The sequence below is a fragment of the Caulobacter sp. NIBR1757 genome (assembly GCF_027912495.1).
Taxonomy (GTDB): domain Bacteria; phylum Pseudomonadota; class Alphaproteobacteria; order Caulobacterales; family Caulobacteraceae; genus Caulobacter.
This window is the reverse complement of the sequence record NZ_CP115463.1, coordinates 2010558-2025836: the sequence shown is the minus strand read 5'-3', so window position 1 is coordinate 2025836 and position 15279 is coordinate 2010558. Positions and strand designations below refer to the sequence as shown.

The 15279-nt window shown below is 67.9% G+C and carries 14 protein-coding genes; 5 read left to right on the top strand and 9 right to left on the bottom strand.

All coding sequences use genetic code 11. The features are described 5' to 3' along the window. The first annotated feature begins 50 nt into the window (after window positions 1-50). Window positions 51-506: a PaaI family thioesterase gene (locus tag O5I81_RS09930; protein WP_271068785.1), complete on the top strand. Its 456-nt coding sequence runs from the start codon at window positions 51-53 to the stop codon at window positions 504-506. Window positions 507-759: 253 nt separating this feature from the next. Here O5I81_RS09930 and O5I81_RS09925 read toward each other — a convergent pair whose 3' ends face one another. Together O5I81_RS09925 and O5I81_RS09920 are read right to left on the bottom strand one after the other, a co-directional pair. Further along, window positions 760-1383: a glutathione S-transferase gene (locus O5I81_RS09925; RefSeq protein WP_271068784.1), complete on the bottom strand. Its 624-nt coding sequence runs from the start codon at window positions 1381-1383 to the stop codon at window positions 760-762. Between the two features lie 19 nt (window positions 1384-1402). After that, window positions 1403-2758 (bottom strand): nucleoside transporter C-terminal domain-containing protein, encoded by a 1356-nt coding sequence (locus tag O5I81_RS09920; RefSeq protein ID WP_271068783.1) that lies wholly within the window; start codon window positions 2756-2758, stop codon window positions 1403-1405. A gap of 211 nt (window positions 2759-2969) precedes the next feature. On the opposite strand from O5I81_RS09920, the gene O5I81_RS09915 reads away from it, so the two are divergent. Further along, on the top strand, window positions 2970-4466 hold the full coding sequence (locus O5I81_RS09915) for an amidase (RefSeq protein ID WP_271068782.1): 1497 nt from the start codon (window positions 2970-2972) through the stop codon (window positions 4464-4466). A gap of 165 nt (window positions 4467-4631) precedes the next feature. On the opposite strand, the gene O5I81_RS09910 is transcribed toward O5I81_RS09915, so the two are convergent. The 3 genes from O5I81_RS09910 to O5I81_RS09900 form a co-directional block, all read right to left on the bottom strand. Continuing rightward, window positions 4632-5006, bottom strand: coding sequence for a DUF1801 domain-containing protein (locus tag O5I81_RS09910; RefSeq protein WP_271068781.1), 375 nt, complete (start codon window positions 5004-5006; stop codon window positions 4632-4634). 59 nt (window positions 5007-5065) lie between these two features. Next, window positions 5066-6811 (bottom strand): class I adenylate-forming enzyme family protein, encoded by a 1746-nt coding sequence (locus O5I81_RS09905; protein WP_271068780.1) that lies wholly within the window; start codon window positions 6809-6811, stop codon window positions 5066-5068. Between the two features lie 109 nt (window positions 6812-6920). Beyond that, complete coding sequence (locus tag O5I81_RS09900) at window positions 6921-7805, bottom strand: LysR family transcriptional regulator (protein ID WP_271068779.1); 885 nt, start codon at window positions 7803-7805, stop codon at window positions 6921-6923. A gap of 78 nt (window positions 7806-7883) precedes the next feature. On the opposite strand from O5I81_RS09900, the gene O5I81_RS09895 reads away from it, so the two are divergent. The 3 genes from O5I81_RS09895 to O5I81_RS09885 all read left to right on the top strand — a co-directional run bounded on the left by O5I81_RS09895 (window position 7884) and on the right by O5I81_RS09885 (window position 9396). After that, entirely contained in the window at window positions 7884-8432 is a 549-nt protein-coding gene (locus O5I81_RS09895) for a carboxymuconolactone decarboxylase family protein (protein ID WP_271068778.1), read from the top strand. Between the two features lie 77 nt (window positions 8433-8509). Further along, complete coding sequence (locus O5I81_RS09890) at window positions 8510-8920, top strand: YHS domain-containing (seleno)protein (RefSeq protein WP_271068777.1); 411 nt, start codon at window positions 8510-8512, stop codon at window positions 8918-8920. Then, entirely contained in the window at window positions 8917-9396 is a 480-nt protein-coding gene (locus tag O5I81_RS09885) for a hypothetical protein (RefSeq protein WP_271068776.1), read from the top strand. Before O5I81_RS09890 ends, O5I81_RS09885 begins: the two co-directional genes overlap by 4 nt. Here the strand turns inward: O5I81_RS09885 and O5I81_RS09880 are convergent. From O5I81_RS09880 to O5I81_RS09865, 4 genes are all read right to left on the bottom strand, one after another. Beyond that, window positions 9389-12046: a valine--tRNA ligase gene (locus O5I81_RS09880; RefSeq protein WP_271068775.1), complete on the bottom strand. Its 2658-nt coding sequence runs from the start codon at window positions 12044-12046 to the stop codon at window positions 9389-9391. The two genes, O5I81_RS09885 and O5I81_RS09880, sit on opposite strands and share 8 nt — an antisense overlap. 205 nt (window positions 12047-12251) lie before the next feature. Beyond that, complete coding sequence (locus tag O5I81_RS09875) at window positions 12252-12815, bottom strand: DUF2497 domain-containing protein (RefSeq protein ID WP_271068774.1); 564 nt, start codon at window positions 12813-12815, stop codon at window positions 12252-12254. A 121-nt stretch (window positions 12816-12936) separates the two neighbouring features. Further along, on the bottom strand, window positions 12937-14418 hold the full coding sequence (locus O5I81_RS09870; RefSeq protein ID WP_271068773.1) for a TolC family outer membrane protein: 1482 nt from the start codon (window positions 14416-14418) through the stop codon (window positions 12937-12939). 160 nt (window positions 14419-14578) lie between these two features. After that, a complete protein-coding gene (locus tag O5I81_RS09865) occupies window positions 14579-15151 on the bottom strand; it encodes a protein-L-isoaspartate O-methyltransferase (protein ID WP_271068772.1) in 573 nt (190 codons plus the stop codon). Window positions 15152-15279: the final 128 nt, after the last annotated feature.

Here is a 15279-nt window from a genome sequence, read left to right as displayed (position 1 = left end):
GCCCCCGGAGCCGCCGTCTAACTCCCTGCGGCAAAGCAAGGGGACAGATGATGGCGGACGGCACTGAGACGGGTTCGAGCGGACCGCGCCTGATCACCGAGGGCGAGTGGGCCGGGTGGAAATCCTGGAGCAGTGATCCGTTCGAGAACCAGTCCGGCCCCTTCTACTTCAAGGAAGAGGCCGACGGTTCTGTCCGTTGCGGTTTCCGGGCCGAGCAGAACCATATGAACGGCGGCGGTTTCATGCATGGCGGCTGCATGCTGACCTTCGCCGACTTCTGCTTGTTCGCCATCGCCCACCGCGAGCTGGAGGGCGGCCATTCGGTCACCGTCAGCCTGGGCGGCGAGTTCCTCGGCCCCGCCCATGTCGGCGACCTGATCGAATGCAACGGCGAGGTGACCAAGGCCGGCAAGTCGATGGTCTTCGTGCGCGGCCTGATCCGCACCGGCGACAGCCCGATGATGAGCTTCTCAGGCGTCGTCAAACGCGTCGCCCGCCGCCTGTAGTTTCGCTCATTGCGGCATGACAAAAGCTTCATGCTGTATGACGTAGCGTTAAGTTGAATTCCGACCGGCGGTCTCCCACCTACAGGCTCAAGGACACGGGAGATTTCGCCATGAGGAAACTGTTCCTCATATTCTGTTCGTCGGTGGTGCTGACCACCGCTCTAGCCGTCGCGGGCCTCAGCAGCGCCCACGACGACGGCCTCTACACGACGCTGTCGCGCACCGTCTGACGGCGTGACAGCACCGGGGTCGATCACTTGACCCCCGCGGCCGCCGCCGGCCGGGCCATCATGGAATCGTACCAGCGCCGCGCCGCCTCCATCTCCTCGGGGATGGCGAACTTGGCCATGCGTGAGAAGTCGATCGCCGTGGCGGCGACGATGTCGGCCATGCTGATGCGGTCGCCGGCGATGAATTCGCTGTCCTTCAGCTGGCGGTTGAAGACCTTGATGGCCCGCGTGCCGCCCGCCAGGTTGCTGGCGGCAATCTCCGGCACCTGGGTTTCCAGCGCCGCCAGGGCCGGGTGGCTGTGGCGCACCGCCAGCATCAGGGGCGTGGCCAGCATCATCTCGACCCGCCGCAGCCACATCTCGAACACGGCCGCCTCGCGGGGATCGCAGCCGAACATGTTGGGCTCGGGATAGAGGCTCTCCAGATAGCGGCAGATGGCCACCGACTCGGTGATCGTCGTGTCGTCGTCGATCTCCAGGGCCGGCACATTGGGCAGACCGGCCTTGGCGAGGAAGCTCTCGGTCCTGTGCTCGCCCTTGAAGACATCGAGGTTGACCACCTCGACGCCCGCCGGATTGCCCTTCTCGGCCAGGAACCAGCGCACACGGCGCGGATTGGGCGCGCGGAAGCTGTCGTAGAGTTTCATGGCGTTCTTCCCGTTGGTCTTATGGTTTCGGCGCGTCGACCGGCACCTTGGGTTGTTCGACAGTCGGCGCCGAGGCCGCGGCCGGGGCTGCGTCCGGCGCGATGCCGAACAGCTCGCGCGGCATGGCGCCGACCACGGCGGCGGTCATGCAGGTGGCCAGGAAGCCGCCCAGCAGCGCCTTCCAGACCATGCCGATCACCTCGGCGCGCCGCTCGGGCATCAGCACGCCCAACCCGGACACCGTGATCCCCACCGACCCGACATTGGCGAAGCCGCACAGGGCATAGGTCATGATCATCCGGGTCCGCTCGCTCATCTCGCCGGCCGGGATGGCGCCCAGCTGGATGAAGCCGATGAACTCGGTCAGCATCAGCTTGACCCCCAGCAGATAGCCGGCCTTGCCCGCCTCGTTCCAGTCGATGCCCAACGACCAGGCCAGCGGCGCGAACAGGATGCCGAGGATCCGCTCGACACTGACCTTCTCACCGCCGACGGCGGGCAGCAGGCCGAGGATCTCGTTGCCGATGGCCACCAGGGCCACGAAGACGATCAGGATGGCGCTGATGTTCAGCACCACCATCAGACCGTCCGCCACGCCCTTGGAAATGGCGTCGATGGAACTCTCGTAGCGCAGCAGCGAGGTGTAATCGACATTGACCCCGCCCTCGCCCTTCTTCTCGGGCACGATGATCCGGGCCAGCAGAACCCCGGCCGGCGCCGAAACCACCGAGGCGACGAGCACGTGGGCGGCCGCATTCGGCAGGGTCGCCTTCAGTACCAGGGCATAGGCCACCATGGTCGAGCCGGCCACCGTGGCCAGGCCGACGACCATCATCATGAACAGTTCGGAGCGCGTCAGCTTGTCGAGGTAAGCCCTGATGATGATGGGCGTTTCGACCATGCCGACGAAGATGTTGGCGGCTGTCGCCGTCGCCGAGGCGCCGCCCATGCCCATGGTCTTCTCGAACAGGAAGCCGAAGCCCTTGATGATCCACTTGAGGATCTTCCAGTGCCAGAGCAGCGCCGACAGGGCCGAGATCACCAGGATCAGCGGCAGCACCTGGAAGGCGAAGACGAAGGCCGCGCCGGGGTTGTCGATCGGATAGGGCGAGGGGCCGCCGCCCAGGTAGCCGAACACGAACTGCGTTCCCTTGGCGGTGCCCGCCGCCAGCCCGTCGACCGCGCCGCTGATGCCCAGCACCACCCCCTGCAGGGCCGGCACGCCGAACAGCAGGAAGATCAGCCCGACCTGCACGGCCAGCGCGCCGATGGCCAGGCGCCATGGAAAGCCCTTGCGGTTCTCGGACACCACCCAGCAGATCAGCAGGGTCGCCGCCAGCCCGATCAGGCTCTGGGCGTTCTCCAGACGAAACATGGTCCACTCCTGCGCGCCCCGACTCCCCGCCGGTTCCACGCGCCCCAAAGGCCGATTGACTACGAATGGACGCCCCGGCGCAAGGAAAGAGGCGGCCCCGCCCCCTACTCAATCGGTGCAGTTGCGCCGGGGCCCCGTTGTGCCACTCTGATCAGCGTTCAGGGGCGCGAACAGACGCACCGGACGGGGACGAAAGCTCAGGGGCGAGACCATGACCGAACTGACACGCCGCGGCCTGCTGGCCGCCACCGCCGGCGCCGGCGCGCTGACCGCCGCCGGCTGCGCGACCGACACAGCCGTCACCGTTCCGGCCAACGCCGCTCCCTGGACCCCCGACGCCACCGAATGGGCGAGCCGCATCCGCAAGGGCGAGCTGACCGCCGGCGAGTTGATGGAAGCCACCGTCCGCAAGGCCGAAGCCCTGCAGCCCAAGCTGAACTTCATCGTCAACTCCGACTTCGACCGCGCCCTCGACCAGGCGAAGAAGGGCGGCCAGACCGGACCGTTCGCCGGCGTCCCCTTTCTGGTCAAGGATCTCGACGACTATGTCGGCATGCCCACCCGGTCGGGCTCCCGCTGGACGCTAGGCCACCCGCCGGCCAGGACCCAGGATGTCTATATCGACTCGTTCCAACGGGCCGGCCTGGTCTTCTTCGGCAAGTCGGCGACGCCGGAGTACGGCTTCCTGCCGACCACCGAGCCGATCGGCTACAACCCCACCCGCAATCCCTGGAACCCGGACCGCAGCAGCGGCGGCTCCTCCGGGGGCGCGGCCGTGGCGGTGGCCAGCGGCGTCATCCCCATGGCCCACGCCAGCGACGGCGGCGGCTCGATCCGCATCCCCTCCAGCAACTGCGGTCTGTTCGGGCTGAAGCCCTCACGCGGCCGGCTGATCGATCCCAACCCGGGCAAGAGCGCCGTCGATATCAGCGTCAACCACGCGGTCACCCGCACGGTCCGCGACTCGGCCGCCCTGTTCGCCGCCACCGAACGCCAGGACGGCCCCCTGCCCCCGATCGGTATGGTCACCACGCCGCTGCGCCGCAAGCTGAAGGTCGGCCTGCTGATGACCAGCGGCAGCGGCAAGGCGCCGGGCCCCGCGGTGGCCGCCGCCATCCAAAGCACCGGCCGCCTGCTGGAAGGCCTCAGCCACCATGTCGAGCCGACCGACTGGCCGATGGACAGCGTCCAGTTCGGCCAGGACTTCCTGACCCTCTGGTCCTCCGGCGCGGCGATGCTGGTCGAGGCGGTCGGCAAGGCGATCGGCCGCGCTCCCGACGCCACCCTGCTTGAGCCTTTCTCCCTGGGCATGGCCCAGCTGATCGCCACCCTGCCGCCCGGCGCGCTGCAAGCGGCCATCGGCCGGCTGGAGGCTGACGTGCGCAGCTACGACAGCTGGTTCGACAGATACGACGTCATCCTGTCGCCGGTCCTGGCCACGCCCGCCGTGGAGCTCGGCTATGTGTCCGGCGACGTTCCGTTCGAGGAACTGTCCCGCCGCCTCACCGACTACGTCGGCTACACCCCGCTGCAGAACGTCGCCGGCGCCCCCTCGATGAGCGTGCCCCTCGACTGGACCGAGGATGGCCTGCCGGTCGGCAGCCAGATCTGCGCCCGCGTCGGCCAGGAGAAGCTGTTGTTCGAACTGGCCTATCAGCTGGAGGCGGCCCAACCCTGGGCCGGCCGCAAGCCGCCGATCAGCGCCTGAAATGGAAGAGGGGCCGTCCCCCCGGACCGGCCCCTCGACGCGCGTTCCCCCCGCGCCGCCGGACATTGACCTGACCCGATCCGGGTTACTAGGGGGTCATGCCCCGAAATGAGGAGATGGCGCGCTTTTCTGTATCGGCCGTTCGATTTTCCGCCGGCGAGAGGCTCAACAGGCCGGTTGGCGCCGGTCGTGGATGTCCCGCAGCATCGCCTCGATGACGGCGAAATCCATCTTCCTGGGGTTCATGTAGCGGACGCAGCCCTTGCCGCAGCTGATCCCCGGCACGGCCAGCTCGGCCGCGAACTTCTGGATGGCCGCCTGTCCGGCGTAGAAGGCGACGTGCTGTTTCTGACTGTTGAACGCCACGCCGACGTCGGGCGCACCGACCGGACCATAGGCCGGCATGCCGTAGCTCATCTTCTCTTCCCAGCCCGGCAGGGCCTTCAGGCAGGCTTCGCGCAGGGCCTGGATGTAGGGCAGCCGCTCGCGGCTGACCTCCAGCATGTAGGCGTCAACGGTCGGGGCGCTGGACTGGACCATGGCTCGTCTCCTCACCCGCAGATTACGGGCGAGACCTCGCGATGGTCCAGTCCCGGACCCTAGCTCATCGCCTCGAGGATCTTCTTCACCTCGGGCTTCATGATCTTGCCGTTGGCGTTGCGCGGCAGGGTCTCGTGCCAGAAGGCGATGCGGACCGGCACCTTGAAGGCCGCCAGCCGGTCGGCGACGAAGGCCCGCAGCTCCTGCTCGGTGGCGTGGCTGCCGGGCTTGAGCGTGACCACGGCCGCCGGCTCCTCGCCCAGCTGCTTGTGCGGCAGCCCGACCAGGGCGGCGTCCATCACCGCCGGATGGTCATAGAGGACGTTCTCGACCTCGATGCAGTAGATGTTCTCGCCGCCGCGGATCAGCATGTCCTTGGCCCGGTCGATGATGTAGCAGAAGCCCTCCTCGTCGAGCCGCGCCAGGTCGCCGGTCTTCACCCAGCCGTCGACGAAGGTCTGGGCCGTGGCTTCCGGCTTGTTCCAATAGCCCTTCACCACCTGCGGCCCCTTGCACCACAGCTCGCCGACCTCGCCGACCGGCAGTTCGCGGTCGCCCTCGACGCTCATGATCTTCAGGTCGGTGACGGCCACGGCCGGGCCGCAGCTGGTCGGACGGTGCTCGTAGTCCTCGGCCCCGTGCTGGGTGGCCGTGGCGCTGGTTTCGGTCATCCCCCAGCCGTTGCCGGGGGCGGATTTGGGCCAGGTTTCCTTGATCTTGCGGACCAGTTCCGGGGCGCTCGGGGCGCCGCCGTAGGAGACGCTTTCGAGGCTCGAGAGGTCGTACTTCTCGCGGGCCGGATGCTCGATCAGCTGCCAGGCGATGGTCGGCACGCCGCCAGCGGCGGTGACCTTCTCTCGCTCGATCAACTGCATGGCCAGTTCGGCGTCCCACTTGCGCATCATGACGATCTTGCCGCCGCCGAACATCACCGGGTTCAGCACCGCGAAGCATCCCGTGGCGTGGAAGAAGGGCACCGAGATCATCATCGCCTTCTGCGGCGCGTCCGGATCGGGGGCCGGCGGCTGTTCGCCCCGGCGCAGGAAGCTGCGGGCGGCGCTGCTGGCCGAGGACATGATGTTGGAGTTGATGTTGCGATGGGTGGCCAGGGCGCCCTTCGGTTTGCCGGTGGTGCCCGAGGTGTAGAAGATGGTGGCGTCGTCCTCCGGCCCCAGCTCGACGTCGCAGAGCGGGATTTCCGCAAGGTCCTTCCAGCTGTTGGGCTCGCCCAGCACCTCCTCGATCTTGCTCACATAGGGGTGCTGGTTTTCGTCGGTCATGCGGCTGACGAAGACATGCTGCAGGTCGGGACAGTTGGGCAGGTGCTCGGCCAGGCGGTCGAATCGCTCGACGTCCATGACGGCGACCTTGGTGCCCGAGTCGGTCAGGCCGTATTCCAGCTCCGCCCCGGTCCACCAGGCGTTCAGGGGCGTGACGATGGCCCCCAGGCTCATCGCCGCATAGAAGGCCACCGGCCATTCGGGCAGGTTGCGCATGACGATGGCCACGCGATCGCCCTTGGAAATTCCCTTCTCCTTCAGCGCTTCGGCGAAGGTGACGACGGCGCGGTAGAAGGCTTCGAAGCTGACTCGCTCGTTCTCATGGACGAGGAAGATCTTCTCCCCGTGAGCGCGCGCCGCCACCAGGGTGTCGCGCAGGGTGGCCGGGACGTTTTTCCAGGTCCGGGTCGGGATGCCCCGGATGACCACCTCTTCCATCTCGCACGGCGCCCCGGGCGCGGTGAGCAGGGCGTGGGCCTGCTGGATCGACATGGCGGGCCAGGTGGACGCGGCGGCGTCGGTCATCGTCTCGTTTCCTCAGGTGAATCACAGGGGGCGGCCTCGCTTCTTGGGCGGCGGGCTCACCTTGGGTGAAGCACAGGCGAGCGGCCGATGCAAACACCTGTTTGATTGCTCAGTTCACGCCCAGCCGCGCGGCGATGAAGTCGAGAAACACCCGGGCCTTTCGCGGCAGGCCGCGCCCGTGCCAGACGGCCGACAGGTCGAGGGGCGGCGCGCTCCAGCCGGGCAGCAGGCGGACCAGGCGGCCGGCTTCCAGGTCGGCCTTGACCAGAAAGCCCGGGGCCAGGGCGGCGCCGAGACCGGCGCGCGCCAGATCGGCGAGGACATCGCCGTTGGCGGTGCGGATGACTGGACTGATCTCGACCTCCGCCTTCTCCCGGCCGTTGGCCAGCGGCCAGCGGGTCGGAAAGGCCGACGATGTCAGGCTGATCGTCGGACAGGCCGCCAGATCAGCCGGCGAGGCCACCGCGCCGTGCGCCGTCTCGAGGCCCGGCGCCGCCACGACGATACGGGGATAGCGGCCCAGCCAACGCGCCGTCAGCCGGCTGTCCTCCAGGGCGCCCAGCCGCAGGGCCAGGTCGACACCCTCGGCGATCAGATCCACCCGGTCGTCACGGGCCATCAGGTCCAGCCGCATTCGCGGAAAGGCGGCCAGGAAATCGCCCGCCACCGGCGCCAGCTCCGCCCGGGTGAAGGCCACCGAGGCAGAGACCCGCAACAGGCCCACTGGCTCGCGCTCGGCGCCGCGCACCGCCGCCTCCATCGCCTCGGACTCGGCGACCATGGTCCGGGCATGTTCGAGCACCCTTTGCCCGGCCTCGGTCAGCGCCAGGCTGCGGGTGGTGCGGTTCATCAGCCGACCGCCAAGCTCGCTCTCCAGGGTCGCCACCGCGCGGCTGGCCACCGACTGGCCGACCCCGGCCTCGGCGGCGGCGCGGCTGAAGCTGCCGGTTTCGGCAACCCTCAGGAACAGGCGCAGGGCGGTGAGGCGGTCCATAATTCATGCTGTCACGGCATAGATCATATGCGCAAGCGCCGGATTATCACGCGCCAGCGATGAGCCTATCCCTTGGCTATGGCCGATTTCACACTCCACAGCCGCGCGACCGCCCCCTTCGCCTCCAAGCCCTTCCTGGAGCAGGCGCAGAAGGCCGTCGGCTACGTCCCCGCCCTCGCCGCCCAGATGGCCGAAAGCCCCCAGCTGCTCGAGGGCTACTTCGCCCTCTCCGCCATCTTCGCCAAGTCGAGCTTCACGCCCGCCGAACAGCAGTTGGTCCTTCTCGCCGTTTCGGTCGAGCATGACAGCCACTACTGCACCCCGGCCCACGCCCACCGGGCCCGCGCCGCCGCCCTGCCGGAGGCCGACATCCGGTCGATCCGCGACCGTCGCTCCCTGCCCGACCCGCGCCTCGAAGCCCTGCGCGCCTTCACGGTCCGCATGGTCCGCGAGCGCGGCTTCCTCTCCGACGCCGAGATCGCCGCCTTCACCGCCGCCGGCTTCACCCGCGCCCAGGCGCTGGATGTCGTCCTCGCCGTCGGCCTCAAGACCCTGAGCAACTACGTCAACCACCTGGCCGAAACACCGTTGGACCCCCCGTTCGCCAACGACGCCCAGGTCGCCTGAAAGGAACCACGATGAAACGCCTCGCCCCCCCTATCGTTGTTGGGGCCCTCACCGCCCTCGCCCTGGCAGGTCCGCTGATGACCCCCACCCTCGCCGCCGCCGCCAAGCCGGCCGTCTACACACCGGCCCTCAACAACGTGGCAGTCGGCGGCTACGACACCGTCGCCTATTTTACCCAGGGAAAACCCGTCGTCGGAACCGACGCCTTTAAAACCGACTGGAACGGCGCGACCTGGAAGTTCAGCTCGGCCGCCAACCTGGCGAAATTCAAGGCCAATCCGAAGGCCTATGCCCCGCAGTTCGGCGGCTACTGCGCCTGGGCCGTGGCCCAGAACTACACGGCCAAGGGCGATCCCCGGAACTGGAAGATCGTCGGCGGCAAGCTGTACCTGAACTACAACGACGACATTCAGGCCAAGTGGTCCAAGGACATCCCCGGCTTCATCGCCAAGGGCAACGCCAACTGGCCGAAGGTGCTGGGACAATGAAGAAGGTCTGGAAATACCTGCCCGACGCCATGGCCGTCTTCATGGCCGTCATCTTCCTGGACAGCCTGCGCTACAAGTTCACTGACCATCCCAAGACCCAGGAGATCTTCGGTCGGCTCGACGGCTGGGCCGGCGTCATCGGCGCGCCGGGCCTGTTTGGCCACACGGGCCTGTTCAGCCAGTATGTCATCGGCAGCATCGAACTGCTGGCGTCCGGCCTGCTGATCCTCGGCCTGCACCCGCGCTTCAAGCACCTGCAGGCCGGCGGCGCGCTGGCCGGACTGCCGGTGATGATGGGGGCGGTCAGCTTCCACCTGTTCACGCCGCTGGGCATTGATCCCAACAACGACGGCGGCGGTCTGTTCGCCGCCGCCTGCACCAACCTGGCCTTCGCCGCCGTCCTGCTGCTCGGCTTCCGGCGGGCCAGCCTGGTGGAGCTGATCCGCCGGGTCACCGAGGTCGTGAAGCCTAGCTGACGCCTTCCAGCCGCTTCAGCGCCGCGCCCAGCTTGGCCTTTGCCGCTTCGGCGTCGGCCAGCTTGGTGCGGTTTTCCTCGATCACCTCTTCCTTGGCCTTGGCCAGGAAGTCGGGATTGCCCAGCTTGCGGTTGACCCGTTCGATGTCGGCATCAAGGCCGGCGATCTCCTTGGTCAGGCGGGCCTTTTCGGCGGCCAGATCGATGAAGTCGGCGACCGCCAGCGAACCGGTGGCCTCGCCGATCACGAACGGCACCGAGCCGGCCGGCGCCTCGCCCAGGTCGGCGCTCTGCAGGCGACCCAGGCTGAGGATCAGGTCGCGGTGGCGGTCCAGGCGGGCCGCCGCCTCATCGCCGGCCCCGGCCAGGGTCAGCGGCACGCGGGCGCCGGGCGGAACGTTCATCTCGGCGCGCAGCGAACGCACCTCGCTGACCAGCGCGACGACCCAACCGATCTCGGCCTCGGCCGTCGCATCGATGTAGTCGGCCGGGTAGTCAGGCCATGGCTCGGTCATCAGGAAGCCGGCGCGGGCCGGGCCTTCCTCGGCCGTCTTCTCCCACAGCTCTTCGGTGATGAAGGGCATGACCGGGTGCAGCAGCAGCAGGCACTGGTCGAGGACCCAGGCGGTGGTCGCCTGGATCTCGGCCTTGGCCGCCTCATCCGCGCCGTTGAGGATCGGCTTGGCCAGCTCCAGGTACCAGTCGCAGAAGACGTTCCAGATGAAGCGGTAGAGGGCGTTCGCGACCTCGTCATAGGCGCAGGCCTCCAGCGCCGCGGTGACTTCCGCCGCCGTCTTCGCCGTCTCGCCTCGGATCCACTTGGCAAGCGTCTGTTCGGCCGCGCCGGGGTCGAAACCCTCGACGCGGACGCAGCCGTTCATCTGCGCAAAGCGGGTGGCGTTCCACAGCTTGGTGCCGAAATTGCGATAGCCTTCAATGCGTTGCTCGGAGAGCTTGATGTCCCGCGCCTGGCCCGACATGGCGGTCAGGGTGAAGCGGACCGCATCGCAGCCGTACTGGTCGATGAGGACCAGCGGATCCATGACGTTGCCCTTGGACTTGCTCATCTTGGCGCCGGTCTGGTCGCGGACCAGGGCGTTGATGACCACCCGCTGGAACGGGACCTCGCCCGTGAAGTGCAGGCCCATCATCATCATCCGGGCGACCCAGAAGAAGATGATGTCGAAGCCGGTGACCAGGGTGTGGGTGGGATAGAAGCGCTCGAGGTCCGAGGTCTTCTCCGGCCAGCCCAGCGTCGAGAAGGGCCACAGGCCGGACGAGAACCAGGTGTCGAGGACATCTTCGTCCTGGCTCAGCGCTGTTGGCTGACCATAGTGCGCGTCCGCCCTGGCCTGGGCCGCCTCCTCTGTCTCCTCAACGAAGATTTGGCCATCCGGCCCGTACCAGGCGGGGATGCGATGCCCCCACCACAGCTGGCGCGAAATGCACCAGGGCTGGATGTTCCGCATCCACTCGAAGTAGGTCTTCTCCCAGTTCTTCGGCGAGAAGACGGTCTTGCCGTCCTCGACGGCCTTGATCGCCGGCTTGGCCAGCGTCTCGGCGTCAACGTACCACTGGTCCGTCAGCCAGGGCTCGATCACGACGCCGGACCGGTCGCCGTGGGGAACCTGGTGGCGGGTCTTTTCGATGCCGCGCAGCAGTTCGAGCGCCTCGAATTGCTCAATGATCATTTTGCGGGCGGCGAAACGGTCGTGACCTCGGAATTCCTCCGGGGCGTTCTCGTTGATCTTGCCGTAGGCGTCGAGGATGTTGATCGCCTCAAGCCCGTGCCGTTTGCCGACCTGGAAGTCGTTGAAATCGTGCGCCGGCGTGATCTTGACCGCCCCACTGCCCTTCTCTGGATCGGCGTACTCATCGGCGACGATCGGGATCAGGCGGCCGACGATCGGCAGCCGGACCATCTTGCCGACCAGACCCTTGTAGCGCTCGTCGTCCGGGTGAACCGCGACAGCGGTGTCGCCCAGCATGGTCTCCGGCCGCGTCGTGGCGACGACGATCTCGCCCGAGCCATCCTCCAGCGGATAGGCGAAATGCCAGTAGGCGCCGTCGACCTCCTTCTGCTCGACCTCGAGGTCGGAGATGGCGGTCTGGAAGTGGGGGTCCCAGTTGACCAGGCGCTTGTCGCGATAGATCAGCCCCTCTTTGTGCAGCTGGACGAAGACCTTGCGGACGGCGGCGGACAGGCCCTCGTCGAGGGTGAAGCGCTCACGCGACCAGTCGCAGCTGGCGCCCAGGCGGCGCAGCTGGTTGACGATCGTGCCGCCACTTTCCGCCTTCCATTCCCAGACCTTGGCGATGAAGGCGTCGCGGCCCATGTCGCGGCGGCCCATGTTGCCGGCCTCGGCCAGCTGGCGCTCGACGACCATCTGGGTGGCGATGCCGGCATGGTCGGTCCCGGGCAGCCAAAGAGCCGCCTTGCCGCGCATGCGCTGGAAGCGGATCAGCACGTCCTGCAGGGTGTTGTTCAGCGCATGGCCGATGTGCAGGCTGCCGGTGACATTGGGCGGCGGGATGACGATGCTGAACGGCTCGGCGTTCGGGTTATCGGTCGGCGCAAAGGCGCCCGACTGTTCCCAGGCCGCGTACAGGCGCGGCTCGACGGTTTTCGGGTCGAAGGTCTTCTCAAGCATGGCGGTGTCTATCGTAGCTGTGGGCGGCGCGTTCAAGCCCTTCTCCCGCTTGTCGGCAGAAGGTGGGCCCCGAAGGGGCTCGGATGAGGGCAGCACAGGAGCCGGACGTTGAACGCAATTAAGGGCAGCCCGGATAAGCCGGTGCTGCCCTCATCCGGCCGCTACGCGGCCACCTTCTCCCGACGAGCGGGAGAAGGGAAAGTTCCTATACTCGACCGCGCTGCAGCTTCTCGACCGCCTCGGCGACCTTGGCCTCGACGATGCGCGGCAGGTTCTCGTCCAGCCATTGCTTGAGCAGCGGCTTGAGCAGCTCGCGAACGACGTCGTCGAGGCTGCGGCCCGGGGCCGGCATCGCCAGGGCGGCTTCCAGTCGACCGAAGGCCGAAGCCGTGGCGCTGGCGGCGGCGGCGCCGATCAGCTCGTCGTCCTCATGCGGCGCGCTGTAGCTGGGCGGCGGGGTGTAGGGCGCGGGTTCCGGCTCCGGGGCGCTGAACGCCGGCGCGGGCTCGGGTTCCGGCGACCAGGCCGGCTCCGGCTCGGCCGGTTCGTAGACGTCCAGGTCGCCATGGGTTTCCAGCGGGGCCGAGGCCTCGATGGCGTCGGTCAGTTCCAGGACGTCCTCGTCCTCCGGCTCGACGGGGGCCGGCGCGATAGCCGGCTCGGGAGCTGCCTGGGCCTCGGCCGGCGGCGCGTCATCTTCGGAGATGATGCGGCGGATAGAGGCCAGGATTTCCTCCATCGTCGGTTCCTGGGCGGTCTGGTCGGACATTTTGACGGGCCTGGGCTTGAGCGGAGCGAATCCGGACTGATGGCAAAGCGTAAGCTCTGCCATCACTTCCTGCAAATAGGTGCGGTGATAAGTCTTACGCGTCCGTTTAGGCCGCGCAAACTCACTTGTTCGCGGTCTTTACCGCTTCGTCCGGCGCCGGTCCGATTCTGGGCGCCAGAACGTGGTCGACGGCGGCGACCGCCGGTTCCCACGGCACCCAGCCGAAGCTGCGGTAGACCTTCTTGTACGAGGTCTTGGGATCGTACAGCGTCTGGTCCGGGGTCAGCCAGCGGGCTTCCAGCTTGCCGATCGCGGCCAGCACGAAGGCGCCGGCCAGGTATTCGTCGCGGCGGGCGTTGATCAGGGCCAGTTCGGCGTTGCGCAGCTCCTGCTGGGCGTTCAGCACGTCCAGGGTGGTGCGCAGGCCGACCTGGGCCTCCTGGCGCACGCCTTCGAAGGCGATGCGGGCGGCGCGGACCTGTTCCTCGTTGCTGGCCAGGGCGGCGCGGGCGCCGAGCAGTTGGTTCCAGGCCTGGGCGACATCCTGCTGGGCGGCGCGGCGGGCGCCTTCGATGGCGGCCGCGTCAGCATTGTTCTGCTCCTGGGCCTGACGGATCGAGGAGGAGATCTGGCCGCCGGTGAACAGCGGCACCGACAGCGACAGCTGGCCGGAGACACCGCGGCTGAAATCGTCGAAGGGGTCGTTGGTCGGCGAGCTGCCCGAGCCGTCGGCCTGGGCGCGCAGGTTGATGCTGGGCCGGGTCGCGGCCTTGGCCTGGGCGACGCGGGCGCGGCTGGCCTGTTCGGCGTAGTTGGCGGCGAGCAGGCCGGGGTTGTTCTCCTCGGCCATGCCGAAGGCATCCTCGATGCTGGCGGGCAGCAGCTCGGCCAGCGACGGCTCGGCGTCGAGGTCGCCCGGGTTCTGGCCGACGACCTGGGCGTAGTTGGCGCGGCTGATGGCCAGCTGGGCGCGGGCGTTCGACTGCTGCGCCTTGGAGGCGGCCAGACGGGCTTCGGCCTGGGCGACGTCGGTGCGGGTGATTTCACCGACCTCGAAGCGGGCGCGGGCCTCGTCCAGTTGCCGTTGCAGGACGGCGACGTTCTCATCGGCGATGCGCAGCGACTCGATGTCGCGGCGGACATCGACGTAATACTGGATCACCTGGCTCAGGATGTTCGATTCGATCGTGCGCAGGTTCTGGCGGCCGGTCTCGATGTCGGCCTGGGCGGCGCTGATCTGCGAGCGGACGCGGCCGCCGGTGTAGAGCGGCTGGTCGATGGTGATGGCGGCGCTGGTCGAGGAGCCGCGGGTGTCATCGCTGAAGCCGGTGAAGATGCTGCCCTGGGGGGTGCCGTAGCGGTCGTAGCTGATGCCGTAGTTGACGCTGGCGCTGATGTCGGGACGGTAGCCGCTGCGAGCCTGGACGACGGTTTCGTCGAGGGCGCGCAGGTTGGCCCGCTGCTCGCGCAACGTCGGGTTGGTCTGGTAGGCCAGCGCGATCGCGTCGGCCAGCGACTCGGCAAACGCCGGCGCGGCCGTGCCGGCGAGAAGTCCGGCGGTGCAGATGGCGGCCAACAGTCCGGCCTTACGGCTCTTGAACATTAGAACTATCCCCAGAGGCGACGACGCCGCCCTTATATGATCGCCTGTAAGTCTCGCCGCCAGTCGCGGCCAGTTAAGCTTTTTTCACGCACGAACGTTGCCGCAGGATTACAGCACCGCAGGGTTCTCGCCAAAGTCGCGAACCGTCGCAGGCCAGACCCTAGAAGGCGAACGCCGCCTTGGGCGCAAATCCGGGCAACAGCGGGGCCGCCGAGTCGAACACCGACCGACCACCGACACCATCCTCCGACCGTACATAGGTCATCGCGCGGCCAACGGGACCCGTCCGCTCGACGATTCCCAAACGCCCGTGCAACGCGAGCACACCGGTCCAGGCTTCCGGCACGGTCGAGACCGCGCCTTCGCTGATGATCAGGTCATAGGGCCCGCCACTGACCGCCGTCAGGTCCTCGCCATCGAGGCGGGTGACGGTGAGGCCCATGGCCTCCAGCACCGCCGCCGCATAGGGGGCGGCGATGGCCAGGGCCCGCTCGCCGGCCTTGGGGCCGAGGGTCTGCAGCAGCTTGGCGACATCGCGCGGGCGCATCAGATAGAGGCCCGGGGCGTACTCGACTTCCGTGTCGGCGTAGGCCCCGGCGGCCTTGCCGGCCGGCAACAGGGTTTCGCGGGCGACGTGGCGAATCGCGTCGGTGATGGTCAGGTCGGTGACATCGGCGGTGCGGACCTGGCTCTCGACCATGTTCTCGCGCGCGGCGGCGAAATCGGCGGCCATGGAATCCCTCGGAGAAAGCGCTGCGTTTGCTGGTGCGGCTTATAGGTCCGGCCTTAAGGGGAACGCAATGGAAGCATCGCTAATGCTTGTTCTTGGCGCTCGCCTCTGATAGCGAACCGCCTCCCCGA